At 73.6% G+C, this 16,730-nt stretch carries 14 protein-coding genes; 7 read left to right on the plus strand and 7 right to left on the minus strand.

All coding sequences use genetic code 11. The features are described from left to right. Nucleotides 1–314: 314 nt before the first annotated feature. A complete protein-coding gene (locus ACI79Y_RS09280) occupies nucleotides 315–1,625 on the plus strand; it encodes an RNA polymerase sigma factor (protein WP_457139462.1) in 1,311 nt (436 codons plus the stop codon). Nucleotides 1,626–1,758: 133 nt separating this feature from the next. On the opposite strand, the gene ACI79Y_RS09285 is transcribed toward ACI79Y_RS09280, so the two are convergent. Then, a complete protein-coding gene (locus ACI79Y_RS09285) occupies nucleotides 1,759–2,661 on the minus strand; it encodes a PaaX family transcriptional regulator (RefSeq protein ID WP_457158197.1) in 903 nt (300 codons plus the stop codon). A gap of 399 nt (nucleotides 2,662–3,060) precedes the next feature. On the opposite strand from ACI79Y_RS09285, the gene ACI79Y_RS09290 reads away from it, so the two are divergent. The 3 genes from ACI79Y_RS09290 to ACI79Y_RS09300 all read left to right on the plus strand — a co-directional run bounded on the left by ACI79Y_RS09290 (nucleotide 3,061) and on the right by ACI79Y_RS09300 (nucleotide 6,907). Continuing rightward, the gene (locus ACI79Y_RS09290) at nucleotides 3,061–3,285 is read left to right on the plus strand and encodes a DUF7455 domain-containing protein (RefSeq protein WP_457080732.1); all 225 of its coding nucleotides are present in this window, start codon (nucleotides 3,061–3,063) and stop codon (nucleotides 3,283–3,285) included. Between the two features lie 146 nt (nucleotides 3,286–3,431). Then, a complete protein-coding gene (locus tag ACI79Y_RS09295; protein ID WP_457158198.1) occupies nucleotides 3,432–5,780 on the plus strand; it encodes a VanW family protein in 2,349 nt (782 codons plus the stop codon). Nucleotides 5,781–5,857: 77 nt separating this feature from the next. Next, entirely contained in the window at nucleotides 5,858–6,907 is a 1,050-nt protein-coding gene (locus tag ACI79Y_RS09300; RefSeq protein WP_457158199.1) for a YihY/virulence factor BrkB family protein, read from the plus strand. 89 nt (nucleotides 6,908–6,996) lie between these two features. Here ACI79Y_RS09300 and ACI79Y_RS09305 read toward each other — a convergent pair whose 3' ends face one another. The 4 genes from ACI79Y_RS09305 to ACI79Y_RS09320 all read right to left on the minus strand — a co-directional run bounded on the left by ACI79Y_RS09305 (nucleotide 6,997) and on the right by ACI79Y_RS09320 (nucleotide 9,679). Continuing rightward, complete coding sequence (locus ACI79Y_RS09305; RefSeq protein ID WP_457075486.1) at nucleotides 6,997–7,224, minus strand: DUF3039 domain-containing protein; 228 nt, start codon at nucleotides 7,222–7,224, stop codon at nucleotides 6,997–6,999. Nucleotides 7,225–7,445: 221 nt separating this feature from the next. Beyond that, the gene (locus ACI79Y_RS09310) at nucleotides 7,446–7,790 is read right to left on the minus strand and encodes a DUF3099 domain-containing protein (protein ID WP_457158200.1); all 345 of its coding nucleotides are present in this window, start codon (nucleotides 7,788–7,790) and stop codon (nucleotides 7,446–7,448) included. A gap of 158 nt (nucleotides 7,791–7,948) precedes the next feature. Continuing rightward, nucleotides 7,949–8,539, minus strand: a complete 591-nt coding sequence (locus tag ACI79Y_RS09315) for an HhH-GPD-type base excision DNA repair protein (protein WP_457158201.1) — start codon at nucleotides 8,537–8,539, stop codon at nucleotides 7,949–7,951. Nucleotides 8,540–8,602: 63 nt separating this feature from the next. Continuing rightward, nucleotides 8,603–9,679, minus strand: a complete 1,077-nt coding sequence (locus tag ACI79Y_RS09320; RefSeq protein ID WP_457158202.1) for a polysaccharide deacetylase family protein — start codon at nucleotides 9,677–9,679, stop codon at nucleotides 8,603–8,605. Nucleotides 9,680–9,929: 250 nt separating this feature from the next. On the opposite strand from ACI79Y_RS09320, the gene dtd reads away from it, so the two are divergent. Beyond that, nucleotides 9,930–10,352, plus strand: coding sequence for a D-aminoacyl-tRNA deacylase (gene dtd, locus ACI79Y_RS09325; RefSeq protein WP_457158203.1), 423 nt, complete (start codon nucleotides 9,930–9,932; stop codon nucleotides 10,350–10,352). Nucleotides 10,353–10,599: 247 nt separating this feature from the next. Next, nucleotides 10,600–11,583 carry an RNA polymerase sigma factor SigB gene (gene sigB, locus ACI79Y_RS09330; protein WP_457080694.1) on the plus strand — a complete coding sequence of 328 codons (984 nt, stop codon included), beginning with the start codon at nucleotides 10,600–10,602 and terminating at the stop codon, nucleotides 11,581–11,583. Between the two features lie 116 nt (nucleotides 11,584–11,699). On the opposite strand, the gene ACI79Y_RS09335 is transcribed toward sigB, so the two are convergent. Next, nucleotides 11,700–14,402 carry a bifunctional acetate--CoA ligase family protein/GNAT family N-acetyltransferase gene (locus ACI79Y_RS09335; protein WP_457158204.1) on the minus strand — a complete coding sequence of 901 codons (2,703 nt, stop codon included), beginning with the start codon at nucleotides 14,400–14,402 and terminating at the stop codon, nucleotides 11,700–11,702. 66 nt (nucleotides 14,403–14,468) lie between these two features. Beyond that, nucleotides 14,469–15,653: an acetoin utilization protein AcuC gene (locus ACI79Y_RS09340; RefSeq protein WP_457158205.1), complete on the minus strand. Its 1,185-nt coding sequence runs from the start codon at nucleotides 15,651–15,653 to the stop codon at nucleotides 14,469–14,471. Nucleotides 15,654–15,852: 199 nt separating this feature from the next. Between ACI79Y_RS09340 and ACI79Y_RS09345 the strand changes: the two genes are divergently transcribed. Beyond that, on the plus strand, nucleotides 15,853–16,572 hold the full coding sequence (locus tag ACI79Y_RS09345; protein WP_457158206.1) for a metal-dependent transcriptional regulator: 720 nt from the start codon (nucleotides 15,853–15,855) through the stop codon (nucleotides 16,570–16,572). The last annotated feature ends 158 nt before the right edge of the window (nucleotides 16,573–16,730 follow it).

Genomic DNA, 16,730 nt, shown 5'->3' on the forward strand with positions numbered 1-16,730 from the left:
GTGACGTCACCGGGGCCGGGCGCCTCCCCCGGCGGGGGGACGGCGCAGGTGGCGGCGCCTCTTCCCGGTGAGAACCAGTGGACCGGCGCCGGGGCGTCGCTACAATGGAGGAGCCCCACCACCGCCGCTGCCCCAGCCAGCAGGTCATCCCCTGTCGATCACCCGGCCAAACACCGGGCGATCCGCCGTCGGGGCCTGCCGCCGGGCCGGCGTCGGGGCCGCTGCCCGCGGGCCACACGGTCCTCGAGGAACGCACCGCAGTACGGGAAGGAACCTGAGTGCCCGCCGATCAGCAGGGTCCGGAAGCAGCCGCCGTGAGCCGCCCGAGGACGGTCGCCGCGCGCTCCAGCGCCACGTCGCAGTCCACCGCCACCGTGGCCGCCGCGAAGAAGGCCCCGGCCAAGAAGGCCGCCGGCACGACCACGGCGAAGAAGGCCCCGGCGCGCAAGCCGACCATCACCCCCTCCCCCGGCAGCGGTGAAGGCACCGTGCTGACGGCCGTCGCGTCCGACGGCGCAGCCGTCGCCGTCGTCGACGCCGGCGCGGAGGGCCTCAAGCTCGACGAGACCGTCGTCACCGGCAAGGACGGTGTCGCGGTCGCCGAGCCCGAGGAGAAGGAGGCCGAGGGCGGCACCGACTTCGAGTGGGACGACGAGGAGGAGTCCGAGGCGCTGCGTCAGGCGCGCAAGGACGCCGAGCTCACCGCGTCGGCCGACTCCGTCCGCGCCTACCTCAAGCAGATCGGCAAGGTCGCCCTGCTCACCGCCGAGGAGGAGGTCGACCTCGCCAAGCGGATCGAGGCCGGGCTCTACGGCGCCGAGCGGCTGCGCCAGGTCGAGGAGGAGGGCCAGAAGCTCTCCCCGCAGATGCGCCGCGACCTCAACTGGATCGTCCGCGACGGCGAGCGCGCCAAGAACCACCTGCTGGAGGCCAACCTTCGCCTGGTGGTCTCCCTGGCCAAGCGCTACACCGGCCGCGGCATGGCCTTCCTGGACCTGATCCAGGAGGGCAACCTGGGCCTGATCCGCGCGGTCGAGAAGTTCGACTACACCAAGGGCTACAAGTTCTCCACCTACGCCACCTGGTGGATCCGCCAGGCCATCACCCGCGCCATGGCCGACCAGGCCCGCACCATCCGCATCCCGGTGCACATGGTCGAGGTCATCAACAAGCTCGGCCGCATCCAGCGCGAGCTGCTCCAGGACCTGGGCCGCGAGCCCACCCCGGAGGAGCTGGCCAAGGAGATGGACATCACCCCGGACAAGGTGCTGGAGATCCAGCAGTACGCCCGGGAGCCGATCAGCCTCGACCAGACCATCGGCGACGAGGGTGACAGCCAGCTCGGTGACTTCATCGAGGACTCCGAGGCGGTCGTCGCGGTCGACGCGGTCAGCTTCACCCTCATGCAGGACCAGCTGACCAGCGTGCTGCAGACCCTGTCGGAGCGGGAGGCCGGCGTGGTCCGGCTGCGCTTCGGTCTCACCGACGGCCAGCCGCGCACCCTCGACGAGATCGGCCAGGTCTACGGGGTCACCCGCGAGCGGATCCGGCAGATCGAGTCCAAGACGATGTCGAAGCTCCGGCACCCGAGCCGGTCGCAGGTGCTGCGCGACTACCTGGACTGACAAAGGACCCCGTCCTCCTCACCCTTCGCAAGCTCAGGGCGAGCCTCGGGACGGGGCCAACGGGCAGGCCACACAGGGCCCCCGAGCGATCCGCTCGGGGGCTCTGCTGTGTCCCGGCCCGGGGACGGCGGCCTCAGGCGCCGCCCTCCTCCTCCGGGATCGTGTCCAGGACGGCGTCGGCGACCGCACGGGCCTCCGCCTCGAACTCCGCGTGCAGCGACCGGAACACCTGCTGCGCCCGGGCCGCCGGCCAACCCGGCGGCAGGTGCCGGGCCGGCAGCCGCGGATCCCGGCGGATCACCTGCAGCCAGTCCGCGTCGAGGGTGAGCTGCTGGGCCAGCCCGGGCAGCCGCGGCCGGTGCTCCGGGCGCTCCCAGCGCTCCAGGAAGCCGGTGTACCGGCCCGCGATCGCCGCCAGGTCCCAGGCGTCGCGCACCATCGCATCGACGTCGGTCGGGGGCAGCGCACTGGCGGCGAAGACCCGGATGAGCGGGGCGACCGCCGGATCCTGGCCCACGGCCGTCAGGTCGACACCGGACGGCGCCACCCAGAGCCCGCCCTGCAGCGGGGCGAACCCGGCCCACGCCAGCTGCGAGCGCAACTCGTGCCGCTGGCGCTGCCAGGACTCGGGCAGCGAGAAGCCGAGCAGCACCCACGTGCCGTCCCAGTTCTCGTTCACCACGCCGGAGTGCCACACCCGCCGGCCGCCGTCGCGCAGCACCTCCTGGGAGCGACGGGTCAGCCCCAGGTAGACCTGCCGCCCACGCCGCACCCGGGTGAGCAGGTCATCGCGGGCCATCCTGCTCAGCGTCGAGCGCGTCGCGTGCTCGGACACGCCGGCCCGCTCCAGCACCTCCAGGAGGCTCCCGGTCGCCACCAGCACACCCCGGTCCAGGACGTGCTCGGCGAAGAACGCCAGCAGCAGCGCCTGCGGCCGGAGGCCCCCGGTGACCACCTCGGTCATGCCCTCGGCCCGGCCGGCGAGCCCGGCCTCGACCATGCCGGCCATCGGATCCGCCTCGTCGGACAGCGCCACGCGCACGACCCTAGCCGGACACCGGGCGGACACCCGCCGGGCCGCTCCGGTGTGCGCCTCGCGGGCGACCCGAGCGCCTCTGACGGGTGACGGCTCGGTGTACGGCGGCACGGACCGGGTAGACGGCGTAGCGTGGGCCCCATCAGAACAGCAGCGGACCCACCGTCGGCCTGAGCCGGCGAGCACGACCAGCACGTGAACCACCCGGACCGAGTTCCGAAACCAGTGACGTCCCCTGCTGACCCGATCACCAGCACCACCGCACCCCGTCGGTCACGTACTCATCTCATTCGGCGAGTCCGTGCACACCGGAGTGTGGATCGGGAACACGAGGGGCCATCCTGGCGCTGTGCAGGAGGCCGATCCGCAGCCGCGGGTCCGTGCGGTAGAGAGCGAGTGATGAGCCAGATGACCCAGACGCTGACGACGACCCCGCCGACTGACGACCTCGTCGTTCCCTTCCACTGCGACCGCTGTGGGGCTCTGGCCAAGGTGCGCGTGGTCCTCGGCAACGGCAGCGACCTCGTGTTCTGCGGGCACCACGCCCGTGAGTACGACAGCAAGCTCCGCGACATCGCCGTCGACATCATCGACACCGACGGCGAGGCGCGCCTCAGCAACTGAGGAGGGCCTCTATCGTCGCGCCAGCGATGAAGCCCTCACTCGACGAAGCCGCCGACTCCCCGCCCACGCCTCGCGCGGACGGGGGGCCGGCGGCTTCGTCGTCCCCGGGACGGCCCGGCCGGCCCGATCGAGCAGGAGTACGTGTCATGCCGCAGGACCCCGCCCGAGACAGCGACACGGTGCGACTGCACCCGGACGGCACGGTGAGCAGCGGTCGCCCCACCCCGCCACCGGCCGCGGTCTCCCCGCCCCGCGCTCCGGAGGCCGCCGAGCCCACGAGGCCCACGGAGGCCTCCGGGACCACGGGCCCCGACGGCCCCGATGCCGGCGCAGCACCGGACCGCGCGGCAGCGCCGGACGAGGTCGTGGCGGCGCCGCCGGCCGAGGAGACCGCCTCCTGGTCGGCCACCCGGCCGGTCGAGGTGCCCGCCGCCGACCCGCCCGCCCCGGAAGCCACCGCCGCCGGTGACGACCCCGGCCCGGCCGACGGCACCGGCCCGTCCCGCCCCGATGCCGACCCCACCCCCGAGGAGTCCACGGCGCTGCTGCCGGCCGACCCGGGAACCCCCGACGACGGCGACACCACCGCCGCCGCGGCCCCCACCGCCGGGCACGACGACGGCCCCGACAGCCCCGACAGCCCCGACAGCGACAGCCCCGACAGCGCTGGCCCCGACGGCCCGCCCGCCGACGACGCCGGCCCCGGCCGCCCGTGGTGGCGACGGACCGCCGTCCTCGCCCCGGCGGCAGCGGTCGTCGTGCTCGGCGCCGCCTACGGCATCGACCTCGCGGTCGCCTCGGGCGACGTGCCCCGGAGCACCGTGGTCGGCGGCGTGGACCTCGGTGGGCTGACCCCGGCGGCTGCCTCGGCGCGGCTGGAGGACGAGCTGGCGCCCCGCGTCGCCGCCGACCACCCGGTGCGCGCCGATGACGTCGAGGGCGTCGTGCACCCCCCGGCCGCCGGGATCACCCTCGACGTGCCGGCCACCGTGGACGCCGCCGACGACCAGCCGCTCAACCCCTGGACGCGGCTGTCCTCGCTGTTCGCCGACCGCACCGTCGCCCCGGTGCTCACCGGCGACGAGACCGCGCTCACCGCCCAGGTCGACCAGCTGGCCGCCACCGTCGACCAGCCCCCGATCGAGGCGACCGTGGCCATCGAGGGCACCGAGCCCCGCGTGATCCAGGCCGAGGACGGACGCCGCCTGGACCGCGAGGGCGCCGCCGAGGCGATCACCGACGCCCTGGCCAGCGGAGGCGATCCGAGCCAGGTCATCGAGCTGCCCGTCGACGTCGACCCGGCGACGGTGCCCGTCAGCGAGGCCCAGCGGGTGCTGGAGGAGACCGTCACCCCCGCCCTGTCGGCCCCGGTCCGGGTCGTGGGCGCCGACGGTGCCGACTCCGCGGAGGTCCCGGTGCCGGCGATCGCCGCGTCGCTGACCTTCACCCCGCAGGAGGACGGCACCCTCGACGTCGCCATCGACCCCGACGTGCTGCAGGCGCAGATGGGCGAGCAGTTCGCCGTCTTCGGCTCCCCCGCGCAGGACGCGCGCTTCGAGGTGTCCGGTGGCTCGATCGCCGTCGTCCCGTCGGTCGACGGCGAGGGCATCAACCCCGCCGACCTGGCCGAGCAGCTCCTCCCGGTGCTCACCCAGCCGGCTCCCCGCGAGGTCACCGCCGTCCTCGGCCCGGTGCCGGCCGCCTTCACCACCGAGCAGGCGGAGGCGCTGGGCATCACGGAGGAGGTCAGCTCCTTCACCACGAACTTCACCAACGCGGCCAGCGGCACCAACATCCGCGTGGTCGCCGCCGAGGTGGACGGTGCGCTGGTGCGCCCCGGGGAGACCTTCAGCCTGAACGGCTACACCGGCCCCCGCGGCACGGCGCAGGGCTACGTGCCGGCCGCGGTGATCAGCGGCGGCGAGATCTCCCAGGCGGTCGGTGGCGGGATCAGCCAGTTCGCCACCACGATGTTCAACGCCGTCTTCTTCGCCGGCCTCGAGGACGTCTACCACAAGCCGCACAGCTTCTACATCAGCCGCTACCCGGCCGGCCGGGAGGCGACGGTGTACGAGGGGCAGATCGACCTCAAGTGGCGCAACGACACCGACACCGGCATCTACGTGCAGACCGAGTGGGTGCCCGGGTCGATCACGGTGACCTTCTGGGGCACCAAGCGCTACGACATCGAGTCGATCAGCAGCGAACGCCGCAACCTCCGGGCCCCGGCGGTGCAGGAGAAGATCGATGACGGCAACTGCACCCCGCAGTCCGGCTCCACCGGCTTCGACATCACCGTGACCCGGGTGTTCCAGGACCTGAACACCGGCGCCGAGCTCCGGCGGGAGGCCTTCGAGACCCGCTACGCCGCCGAGGCGGTCATCCGGTGCGTCCCGCCGCCGGCCGAGCCGGCAGCGGGCGAGACCGCGGGGGGCGAGGCGGCAGGGGGCGAGACGGCCGCTCCCGGCACGCCGACGGCGACGCCGGGCGGCTGAGGCCTCCTCCCTCGCGCGGGGGCGGCCGGCCCGGTGGACCGGGCACGCGCCGACAGGCGGGCGTGCACACTGAGCGGGTGGCCGCCGCTGTTCCGCGCTCCTCCGTGGAGCAGCCGACCCCGGACCGGGACCCGGTGGATCCGGCACCCGCGGGTGCCACCCGCGTCCGGCGCACCCGCGTGGCCGGCTGGCCGGCCACGATCCGGGTGCCGCTGCACGTGCTGGGTCGGACGCTGGCCAAGGCCTGGCAGGACCGCATCCTCGGGCTGTCCGCCGAGGCCGCGTTCTGGCAGATCCTCTCGGTCCCCCCGCTGCTGATCGGGCTGCTCGGGTCGCTGGGCTACCTGAGCTCGTGGATCGGCACCGACGCAGTCGAGCAGATCGAGGCCGAGCTGGTCGCCGCGTCCGCGGAGGCGCTCACCGAGGGCGTCGTGGCCGACCTGGTCCAGCCGACGCTCAACGACATCCTCGGCTCGGGGCGGCTGGACATCGTGAGCCTGGGTTTCCTGGTCTCACTGTGGGCCGGCTCCTCCGCCACGGCGACGTTCATGAACACGATCGTCATCGCCTACGACCAGCGGGACGTCCGGGGCCCCATCCGGACCCGGCTCATGGCCCTGTGGCTGTTCGTCATCGGCCTGGTCATCGCCGTGGTGACACTGCCGCTGCTGGTGCTCGGGCGCGGGACCCTGGTGGCCCTGCTGCCCACCGACTGGCAGGACACCGCCACGCTGCTCGTCGACGCCGTGTACTGGCCGGTCGTGGTGATCGGGCTGATCCTGGCGCTCACGAGCTTCTACCACGTGATCCTGCCCCGGCGGATCCCCTGGCACCGGCACCTGCCCGGCGGGCTGTTCGCCGTCGGCTTCTTCATCGCCGCGGCGGTGGTGCTCCGCGGCTACGTCGCCGACATCCTCACCACGGCACTGCCCTACGGCGCGCTGGCGGCGCCGATCGCGGCGCTGCTGTACTGCTTCCTGCTGGGCTTCTCCATGCTGCTGGGCGCCGAGCTCAACGCCACGGTCGAGTCCCGCTGGCCGGCGCCACGCAAGCGCCACGAGGACCGCCGGCAGCGCCGTCGTGCCGCCAAGATCGAGCTGGAGGCCCACAAGCTCGGCCTACGGTGACCGGCCCCGTCCTTGATGGGACGGCCCCCGTGCCCGGCCCCGTCCAGAGGCTCACCCGAGCTTGCGAGGGGTGAGGAGGACGGGGTCCTTCACTTCTTCAGCTGGTTGTAGACCTCCTGGCAGGCCGGGCAGACCGGGCTGCCCGGCTTCGGGCTCTTGGTCACCGGGAAGACCTCGCCGCACAGCGCCTCGACCATGGTGCCCATGACCGCGCTCTCGGCGATCTGGTTCTTCTTCACGTAGTGGAAGACCTCGTTGGCGTTGCCGGTGTCGGCGTCGCGGACGTCCGGGCGCTCGAGGATGTCGGCGCTGCTCATGGGCTGCTCCCTCAGTTCTCGGGTTCGGGCCGGGATCCGGCCGTCACGGGGCGCCACCATGATGACAGGCCGCCCAACGCCTCCACCGGATCTCCGTCCGTCCTCTCCCCCCTGAGGTGGACGACGCCCTCACCGCCGGGGTGCTGGCCGTCTGGCACGCGGCCGGGGGTCGTCCGGAGGCCGGGCCGCCGTGGTGGTGGCCCGAGTCGGAGCCCGCTGGCTCACATGTCGATGACGCGGGCCTTGCTGCTGCCGGACTCCAGGATCCGATCCGGCGGGGAGGGCCGGTAGCGGTTCGGGTCGAGCTTCTTCTTCGGCGGGCGGTCGTTGGCCATGACCACCGCGATCCACGGCAGGATCGTGCCGAGGACCGCGAAACCGATCATCAGCCACACCGAGTACTGGTAGCTGACCGCTGCGGCGATGACGCTGAGGCAGCGGATGCCCATCGTGATGAGGTAGCGCCGCACGCGGGCGTCGTGCTGTTCGGAGAGGCTGGGGGCAGCCTCGGTGATGAGCAGCGGCTCACTGCGCTGCTGTCGGCTGGTCGGCTGGCTGGAGGCCACGGACGCCCTTCCTGGACCGGGCCGGGGGAAGGGCGGCGGTGGTCGGCTGTGGGTCGCGCTGGGTGGAACGACCGGCCCCCGGAGCCCCCGGCTCCTCACCCGCCCATCGTGCCACCCGATCGCGCGCCATGCAGGTGGCGGAGCACGAGCCCGGCCGGTCAGCCCCGGGCTGCCCTCGCTTCCTTGGCGGCCTGCTTCACCGACTGCTTGTGCGCGCGCACCTCGGCCAGCGAGGCCGGGTCGGTGATGTCGGCGACCGAGCGGCGCGAGCCCTCCTCGCCGTACTCCCCCGCTGCCTCCCGCCAGCCCGGCGGGGTGACGCCGTACTGCTTGCCGAGCAGCGCGACGAAGATCTTCGACTTCTGGGCGCCGAAGCCCGGCAGCTCCCCGACCCGACGGAGCAGCGTCGCGCCGTCCGGGGCGTCGGTCCACAGCCGCTCTGCCCGGCCGTCGTAGCGCTCGACGAGCAGCTGGCACAGCGCCTGGGCGCGGGTCGCCATGGAACCCGGGTACCGGTGCACCGCCGGCGGTCCCTGGAACACCTGCGCCAGGTGCTCCGGGTCGGCGGTGGCGATCGCCGGGGCGTCGAGGGTCGCCACCCCGAGCCGGTCGGCCAGCAGCCGCGGGCCGGCGAACGCGCGCTCCATCGGGAACTGCTGGTCGAACAGCATGCCGAGCAGCAGGGCGAGCGGGTCGCGGCTCAGCAGCTCGTCGGCGGCGTCGTCCTGGGTCAGGCGCAGCGGGGGCACCCGGGCATTCTGCCGCACCGCCTGACCCACGGGTCCGCGCCGCCGGCGCACCCCGGGGCGGATTCAGCCGCCGGGGATGGTCAGCCGCTGCCCGGCCCGGATGACGTTCGGGTCCGGCCCGATCGTGGCCCGGTTGGCCGCATGGATCTCCCGCCAGCTCACCTCGAAACGTGCGGCGATCGAGCTGAGCGTGTCTCCCGGCTGGACGACGTACGTGGTCGACCCGCCGCCGTTCGAGCCACCGGAGCCGCCGCCTGCGCCAGGGATGGTGAGCCGCTGGCCCACCTGGATGACGTTCGGGTCCGGCCCGATGGCGGCCCGGTTGGCTGCGTAGATCTCCCGCCAGCTGGCCCTGTAGCGGGACGCGATGGAGCTCAGGGTGTCGCCGGGCCGCACCACGTGGGTGCCGTCCTGGCCCGGAGCAACGGGCAGCGCCCGTCCCAGTGGATCGGTGAAGGTGTACCCGCGCGAGGCGTAGTACGTGATGACCTCGTCCACCGCCGCCACCGTGTTCTGCCGGTAGCCGCCGCCGTCGTGCATGAGCACGATGGGGTGCGCGCTGCCCGGCGAGGTGGCCCGGGTGACGATCTGCCGCTGGAACGACGGGCTCCAGCTCGACGGCGTCGACCAGTCGCGGGTGTCGAGCGACCAGTCGACGACCGTCATGCCCCGCTCCCATGCCAGGCCGGCGATCGACTCACTGTGGTGGACCCCGAAGGGCCCGCGGAAGAAGCACGGGCGCGTGCCGGTGGCGTCGACGATCGTCTGCGTCGCCCGTTCGACCTCGGCGACTCGGCCCGCCGGGGAGAGCTGGCTCAGGTCCGGATGGGACCAGGTGTGGTTCCCGACGACGTGCCCCTCGGCGACGATGCGCCGCACCAGGTCGGGGTGTCGGGAGGCGTGGTCACCTCGCACGAAGAACGTGGCCTTGACACCTCGCGACGCCAGCACGTCCAGCAGGTCGGGTGTGTTCTGCGGTGACGGGCCGTCGTCGAACGTCAACGCCACCGTGCGCTCAGCCGTGGCCGGCGTCGTGTCCAGGACGGTGCGGAGCGGGGCGGGGCAGTCGGCCGCGTGAGCGGCAGGGCCGCTGAGCCCCAGGACGGTGCTCACCAGCACCGTCGCAGCGACCACTGCCACCAGCCGCGTGCACTGTCGGTGTCCGCCCGCCCTGGCCCACTCCACCGTTCGCATGCCGTTGCCCTCCCATCCAGGATCGCCGTCCCGCCCAGGCTGGCACGAACGGTGTACCGCGCAAGCGTCGCCAGCAGGCCCGGCAGCAACGTCACAGGACCGCCATCGAGCCGGGCCAGCACCCCACTCGTGGCCGAGCGGGACCTCCGCGAGACCGGCCACCCCGGCCGCACGTCAGGATGACCGGGTGCGGGCGGTGGTGACGAGGGTGAGCTCGGCGTCGGTGACGGTGGACGGCGAGGTCGTCGGGGAGATCGGTGCCGGGCTGCTGGCCCTGGTCGGCGCCGGGCGCGACGACGACGCCGACCGGGCCCGGGCGCTCGGCAGGAAGTTGCACGAGCTGCGGGTCTTCGCCACCGACGACGGCGCCCGGTCCGTGGGCGACCTGGGCCTCCCGGTGCTGGTGGTCAGTCAGTTCACCCTCTACGCCGACACCCGCAAGGGCCGCCGTCCCTCCTGGCAGGACGCGGCGCCGGGCGAGGTCGCCGAGCCCCTGGTGACGGAGGTCGTCGCCGAGCTGCGCCGCCGGGGAACGGCGGTGGCGACCGGGCGCTTCGGCGCGCGGATGCAGGTGGCCTCGATCAACGAAGGCCCGATGACCTTGCAACTGGAGGTCTGATCCGGTCGGCGCCGGGTACGGGAGAGAGTGCTCTCAGTCACACCTGGCCGTTGCCTGTGAGTTGTCCCGGACCGGAACACCCTCCCGGTCCGGTCCGTTGCACACGACGTACCACAACGGACCTCACGGGCGGAGAGCCACCCCGGGCGCCACCGGGCCGACGCTCTGACCGACCACGCCGGGATGTGCCGCGAGCCGACGACGGCCGCGATGCATCCGGACACCGAAGCAAGGACGAAGACTCATCGTGACGCTGCTGCAGTCCTCCACCACCGACACCCTCGAGGTGCGCTCGCCGCGCCGTGCCCCGGACACCAGTGGCCTGGTGTCGACGGACCTGGTGCGCGTCTACCTCAACACCATCGGCAAGACCGCGCTGTTGACCGCCGAGCAGGAGGTCGAGCTGGCCAAGCGGATCGAGGCCGGCCTCTACGCCGACCGGCTGCTGGGCGAGAAGAAGCTCACCCCCGCGCTGACCCGCGACTACAAGCTGCTCGCCGCGGACGGCAAGGCGGCCAAGGCCCACCTGCTGGAGGCCAACCTCCGGCTGGTCGTCTCGGTGGCCAAGCGCTACACCGGCCACGGCATGACGTTCCTGGACCTCATCCAGGAGGGCAACGTCGGCCTGATCCGCGCGGTCGAGAAGTTCGACTACACCAAGGGCTTCAAGTTCTCCACCTACGCCACGTGGTGGATCCGTCAGGCCATCACCCGCGCCATGGCCGACTCCGGCCGCACCATCCGGCTGCCCGTGCACCTGGCCGAGCAGGTGAACAAGGTCGTGCGCACCCGTCGCCGGATCCACCAGGAGCTGGAGCGGGAGCCCACCCCCGAGGAGCTGGGTCTCGAGCTCGACATGACCCCCGAGCGGATCACCGAGCTGCTCGAGTACTCCCGCGACCTGGTCAGCCTCGACCAGACCGTCGGCGCCGACGAGGAGTCCCGCCTCGGTGACTTCATCGAGGACGCCGACGCCGCGGTCGCCGAGGACGCCGTCGCCTTCCAGATGATGAAGGGCGACGTGCGCAACGTCCTGGAGACCCTGGAGGAGCGCGAGCGCGACGTCGTGATCATGCGCTTCGGCCTGGACGGTGAGCAGCCGCGCACGCTGGAGCAGATCGGCAAGCGGTTCGGGCTCTCCCGCGAGCGGGTGCGCCAGATCGAGCGCGAGACGATGACCAAGCTGCGCGACCCGCAGCGCGCCGACGCCCTGCGGGACTACTTGGGCTGAGGTCCTACCGGACCTCACCGCGGCCAGGCGCCGTGCCCCTGTGGCGCTGAGCCGCTGCCCGGCTGGAGCATCGGCGAGCCGGTCACCCTTCCCCGGGTGACCGGCTCGTTCGCGTCTCAGGAGCCGGCGGGACGGAACATCCTCCGGGGGCCCTGGTCGATGCGGGCGGTGGCTGGCCCCACCCGGACCGCCGCACCGGCCACCACCAGAGAGCGGCCACCGTGCCAGGCGTCGGCCGGTCCGACGATCACCGGCTCCAGGGTCAGCCCGAGCACCTCCGGCAGGTCGTCGGCCAGCCGGGCCACCCGCAGCAGCAGCTCCTCCAGGGCGGCGGTGTCCACCGGTGCGCTGCCCCGGTAGCCGTCGAGCAGCGGCCACGCCCGGGGCTCGCGGACCAGCTCGTGGGCGTCCAGGTCGGTCAGCGGCAGCGTCCGGTAGGCGCGGTCGCCCAGCAGGTCGGTCGCCACCCCACCGAGGCCGAAGCTGACCAGCGCACCGAAGGACGGGTCGTCGACCACCTCGACGACCGTGCCCACCCCCGGAGCCGCCTGCTCTTGCACGATCACCGGATCGCCGGCCGGGATGGCGGCGAACGCGGCGCGCACGTCCTCGGCGTCGGCCAGGTCGAACCGCATCCCGCCCAGGTCCCGGCGGTCGCGGAGCCACGGCGCCGTCGACTTCAGCACCACCGGGTAGCCGATCTGCTCCGCGGCGGCGACCGCCGCATCGGCGTCCTCCACCCGGCGGGTGCCCAGCAGCGGGATGCCGTAGGCCCGCAACAGGGTCATCGTCTCCTCGTCGGTGAGGTCGCGGCCGGCGGGCGTGCCGGTCAGCGCGCCGAGCACCGCCGAGCGGCCGGCCTCCTCGTCGATCCCGTCCAGGTCCGGGACGACGCCGATGGGCCGTCGCCGCCAGCGGGCGTACTCGCTGACCTTGGCCAGCGCGATCACCGCCCGCTCGGGAGTGGAGAAGGACGGCACCGACCCGCGGGCCGGCATGCCGTGCTCGTCGCGCACCGCCAGCTCGTCGGGGATGCCGTCGGTGGACAGGTAGTTGGCGACCACCGGCTTCGCCGCCCCCTCGGAGACCTCGCGCAGCACCCGGCCGAAGGTCTGCTCCCCGCTGAGCAGCGGCGGGAGGAACACCGCGACGACCGCGTCGACCGCGTCGTCGTCGACCGCGGCCTGCAGGGCGGCCCGGAAGTCCTCCGGGCCCCCCTGGGTGCCGATGTCGACCGGCCGGTCGTGGGCCAGCTGCAGGCCCCGGTCCAGGACGGCGTCGGCGACCAGCACGCCCATCGCGGTCGAGTTGCCGACGATCGCCACCCGGTCGCCGGCCGGCAGCGGCTGGTGGGCCAGCAGGGTGCCGACGTCGAACAGCTGGGCCAGGGTGTCGACCCGGATGACGCCCGCGGAGGCGAACAGCGCCGCGACCGACTGCTCGGGCACGGCGACGCTGGTGCCGGCCAGCCCGGCGGTCATCTTCACGTGCCGGCCGCTCTTGACCGCGACGACCGGCTTGGTGCGGCCGACGCTACGGGCCAGCCGGGCGAACTTGCGCGGGTTGCCGAAGCTCTCCAGGTGCAGCAGCACCACCTCGGTGGCCGGGTCGGTGGCCCAGTACTGCAGCAGGTCGTTGCCGCTGACGTCGGCGCGGTTGCCCGCGGAGACGAAGCTGGACAGCCCGATGCCGCGGCCGCGGGCCCGCTCCAGCAGGGCGACGCCCAGCGCGCCGGACTGCGCGAAGAACCCGACGCGGCCGCGCCCGGGGACCTGGGGCGCCAGGCTGGCGTTGAGCCGGATCGCCGGGTCGGTGTTCACGATGCCCAGGCAGTTGGGGCCGACCACCCGCATGCCCGACGCCCGCGCCGAGGCCACCAGCGCGCGCTCCGCGGCTCGCCCCTCCGGCCCGGTCTCGCCGAACCCGCCGGAGATCACCACCAGCCCCTTGACCCGCTTGCGGCGGCAAGCCTCGACCACCCCGGCGACCTCCTCGGCCGGCACGGCGAGCACCGCCAGGTCGACGTCGTCCGGGATCGCCTCGATGTGCGCGTACGCCGGCACGCCGCGGACGTGCCGCACCGCGGGGTTGACCGGGTAGATCGGCCCGGCGAACCCGTAGTCCAGCAGGTCGTGCAGCACCGCCGACCCGACCTTGGTGGGGTCGTTGCTCGCGCCGACCACCGCCACCGAGCCGGGGGTCAGCAGCCGGCCGATGGACCGCGACTCGCTGCGCTGCTCCCGCTCGTGCGCCACCGCCAGCGACTGCTCGGTCGGGGCGATCGGGAAGGTCAGGTGCACGACGCCGTCCTCGTAGGACCGCTTGGCCGAGTAACCGGCGTCCTGGAACACCCGCACCATCGCGCTGTTCTGGCTGAGCACCTCGGCGACGAAGCGGCTGATCCCCCGCTCACGGGCGGCCGCGGCCAGGTGCTCCAGCAGCACCGACCCCAGGCCGCGGCGCTGGTGCGCGTCCTCGATGAGGAAGGCCACCTCGGCGTCGACGGTGCCCGGCAGCCGGTCGTAGCGGCCCACCCCGATCAGCTCGTCGCCGAGCAGGACGACGAAGGCCACCCGGTCGACGTGGTCGACGTGGGTGAACCGGTGCAGGTCCTTGTCCGACAGGCGCCGCACCGGGCCGAAGAACCGGTAGTAGCGGGTCTGCTCGCTGCTGCGGTCCATCAGCCCGACGATGCCGTCGGCGTCCTCGGGCGTGATCGGCCGCAGGTGCACGGTGCCGCCGTCGGCGGCGACGACGTCGGCCTCCCAGTGCGGCGGCGGGGGCGCGGGGCTCACGGGTGACTGCTCGTTCGTGGTCATGAGTTCTCCCAGGCCAGCCGGCAGGGCCCCCCGCGAGCCTGCGAGTGGCGGGGGGCCGGGTGGTCCTCAGTCACGGGGGTCGTCCGGGTCCAGTCCGAAGTAGGGGAAGGCGGCCGTGCGGGTGCGCAGGATGGCGCGGTCGACCCGGTTCTCGGTGAACGGGTCCCACCGGGAGAAGCCCACGTAGCCGCCCTCGGTCATCGACTCGGGAGGCTCGGCCCGCAGACCGCGGCGGCGGACGTCGTCGCGCCACGTCTGCGGGATCTCCGTGGACGGGGCCAGCCGGTCACCGCTGGCCTCGGCGATCAGGTGGGTCCAGGCGCGCGGCACGCAGCGGACCAGTCCGTAGCCGCCCCCGCCCAGGGCGATCCACCGGCCGTCGCAGACCTCGTGGGCCAGGTCGTGCACCGCCCGGTAGGAGGCGCGCTGACCGTCGACGGTGAGCCCGAGGTCGGCCAGCGGGTCCTCGCGGTGGGCGTCGCAGCCGCACTGGGTGACCAGGATCTGCGGGGCGAAGGCCCGCACCACGCTGGGCACCACCGCGTGGAACGCGCGCAGCCAGCCGGCGTCGTCGGTGCCGTTGGGCAGCGCCAGGTTGACCGCGCTGCCCAGCGCCCGCTGCGGGTCACCGGTCTCCTCCGGGTAGCCGGTGCCCGGGAACAGGGTGAGCGGGGTCTGGTGGACGCTGACCGTGAGCACCCGCGGGTCGTCGTAGAACGCGACCTGCACGCCGTCCCCGTGGTGGACGTCCAGGTCGACGTAGGCGATCCGCTCGTAGCCCTGGCGCAGCAGCCAGGCGATCGCCACGGCCGCGTCGTTGAACACGCAGAACCCGGAGGCCGTGTCGCGCATGGCGTGGTGCAGCCCGCCGGAGATGTTGACCGCGTGCTGGGCCTTGCCGGAGTGCACCTGCTGGGCGGCGAGCACGCTGCCGCCGGTGATCAGCGCGGCCGCCTCGTACATGCCCGCGAAGACCGGGTTGTCCGGGGTGCCGAGGCCGTGCCCGGCGGCGGAGGGGTCGTCGGGGGCCCGCCGCACCGCGTCCAGGTAGCCCTGGTCGTGCACCAGCCGGAGCAGGTCCTCGTCGGCCGGGGTGGGCCGCAGCACCTCCAGCCCGGGCCGGTCCAGCACGCCGAGCGACTGCGCCAGCTCGATGGTCAGCTCCAGGCGCAGCGGGTGCATCGGGTGGTCGCCGCCCATGGTGTAGCCGAGCAGCGCGTCGTCCCAGACGACCGCGACCGAGTCGCTCACCGGCCCTCCCTCGGTCGTGCCCACCCGCCGGCCGGTCGCGGCCGGGGCCGCGGCCGCCGCTGCTCCTCGGTGAGCAGGCGGACTCTGCCGACCCGGACGCTACCGGGCGCCGACCACCAGGCACCGCCGCCGGGCTCGTCGCGGCCCACCGGCTGGCCCGGGCCTCGTAAGATCGGCGGCACCTGACGGAGGAGTGGACGTGAACGACCTCATCGACACCACGGAGATGTACCTCCGGACCATCTTCGAGCTCGAGGAAGAGGGCATCACCCCTCTCCGGGCCCGCATCGCCGAACGCCTGCACCAGAGCGGTCCCACCGTGAGCCAGACCGTGGCCCGCATGGAGCGCGACGGGCTGCTCACCGTCCAGGGTGACCGCCACCTGCAGCTGTCCGACGAGGGGCGCGAGCTGGCGACCGCCGTCATGCGCAAGCACCGGCTGGCCGAGTGCCTGCTCGTGGACGTCATCGGCCTGGACTACGCCGACGTCCACGAGGAAGCCTGCCGCTGGGAGCACGTGATGAGCGAGGCGGTGGAGCGCAAGATCCTCACGCTGCTCGACAACCCGACGGTCTCCCCGTTCGGCAACCCCATCCCCGGCCTCGACGCCCTCGGCGGCGACACCTCCGCAGTGCTCGACGCGCTCACCCTGCTCTCCACCACGGCCACGTCCGAAGGGCGCCAGGTGGTGGTCCGCCGGATCAGCGAGCAGCTGCAGGAGGACGCCCAGCTCCTCCGGTCGCTGGCCGACCAGGGGGTCCGCCCCGGTTCGACGGTGACCGCGTCGCTGTCCAACGGCGCCGTGCTCGTCGACGGGGTGCCGCTGCAGCCCGGGGTCGCCCAGCACGTCTTCGTCAGCGCCGTCGACGACGACCTCACCCCGGTCGAGGCCGCCGAGGCGACCGCTGGCGTCGGCTGACGGCACCACCGGCAGCTCCCGCGAGCCGCGACCCCTGCCGGGGCCGCGGCTCGCGTCGTTCCGGCGCCCCGCCGCCGGGCCGGGCAACTCCTTCGCCGGGCTCACGATCTCCTCACTAGGCTCGGCGGTGACCCGCCCGGACGCACAGAGAGAAGGCA

The organism is Modestobacter sp. SYSU DS0875 (genome assembly GCF_054050915.1).

Excerpts from the sequence above, each read along its gene's own strand:
- ACI79Y_RS09290 (WP_457080732.1), top strand. The coding sequence starts at position 3,061 with ATGAGCCAGATGACCCAGACGCTGACGACGACCCCGCCGACTGACGAC.
- ACI79Y_RS09295 (WP_457158198.1), top strand. The coding sequence starts at position 3,432 with ATGCCGCAGGACCCCGCCCGAGACAGCGACACGGTGCGACTGCACCCG.
- ACI79Y_RS09305 (WP_457075486.1), bottom strand. The coding sequence starts at position 7,224 with ATGAGCAGCGCCGACATCCTCGAGCGCCCGGACGTCCGCGACGCCGAC.
- ACI79Y_RS09335 (WP_457158204.1), bottom strand. The coding sequence starts at position 14,402 with ATGACCACGAACGAGCAGTCACCCGTGAGCCCCGCGCCCCCGCCGCCG.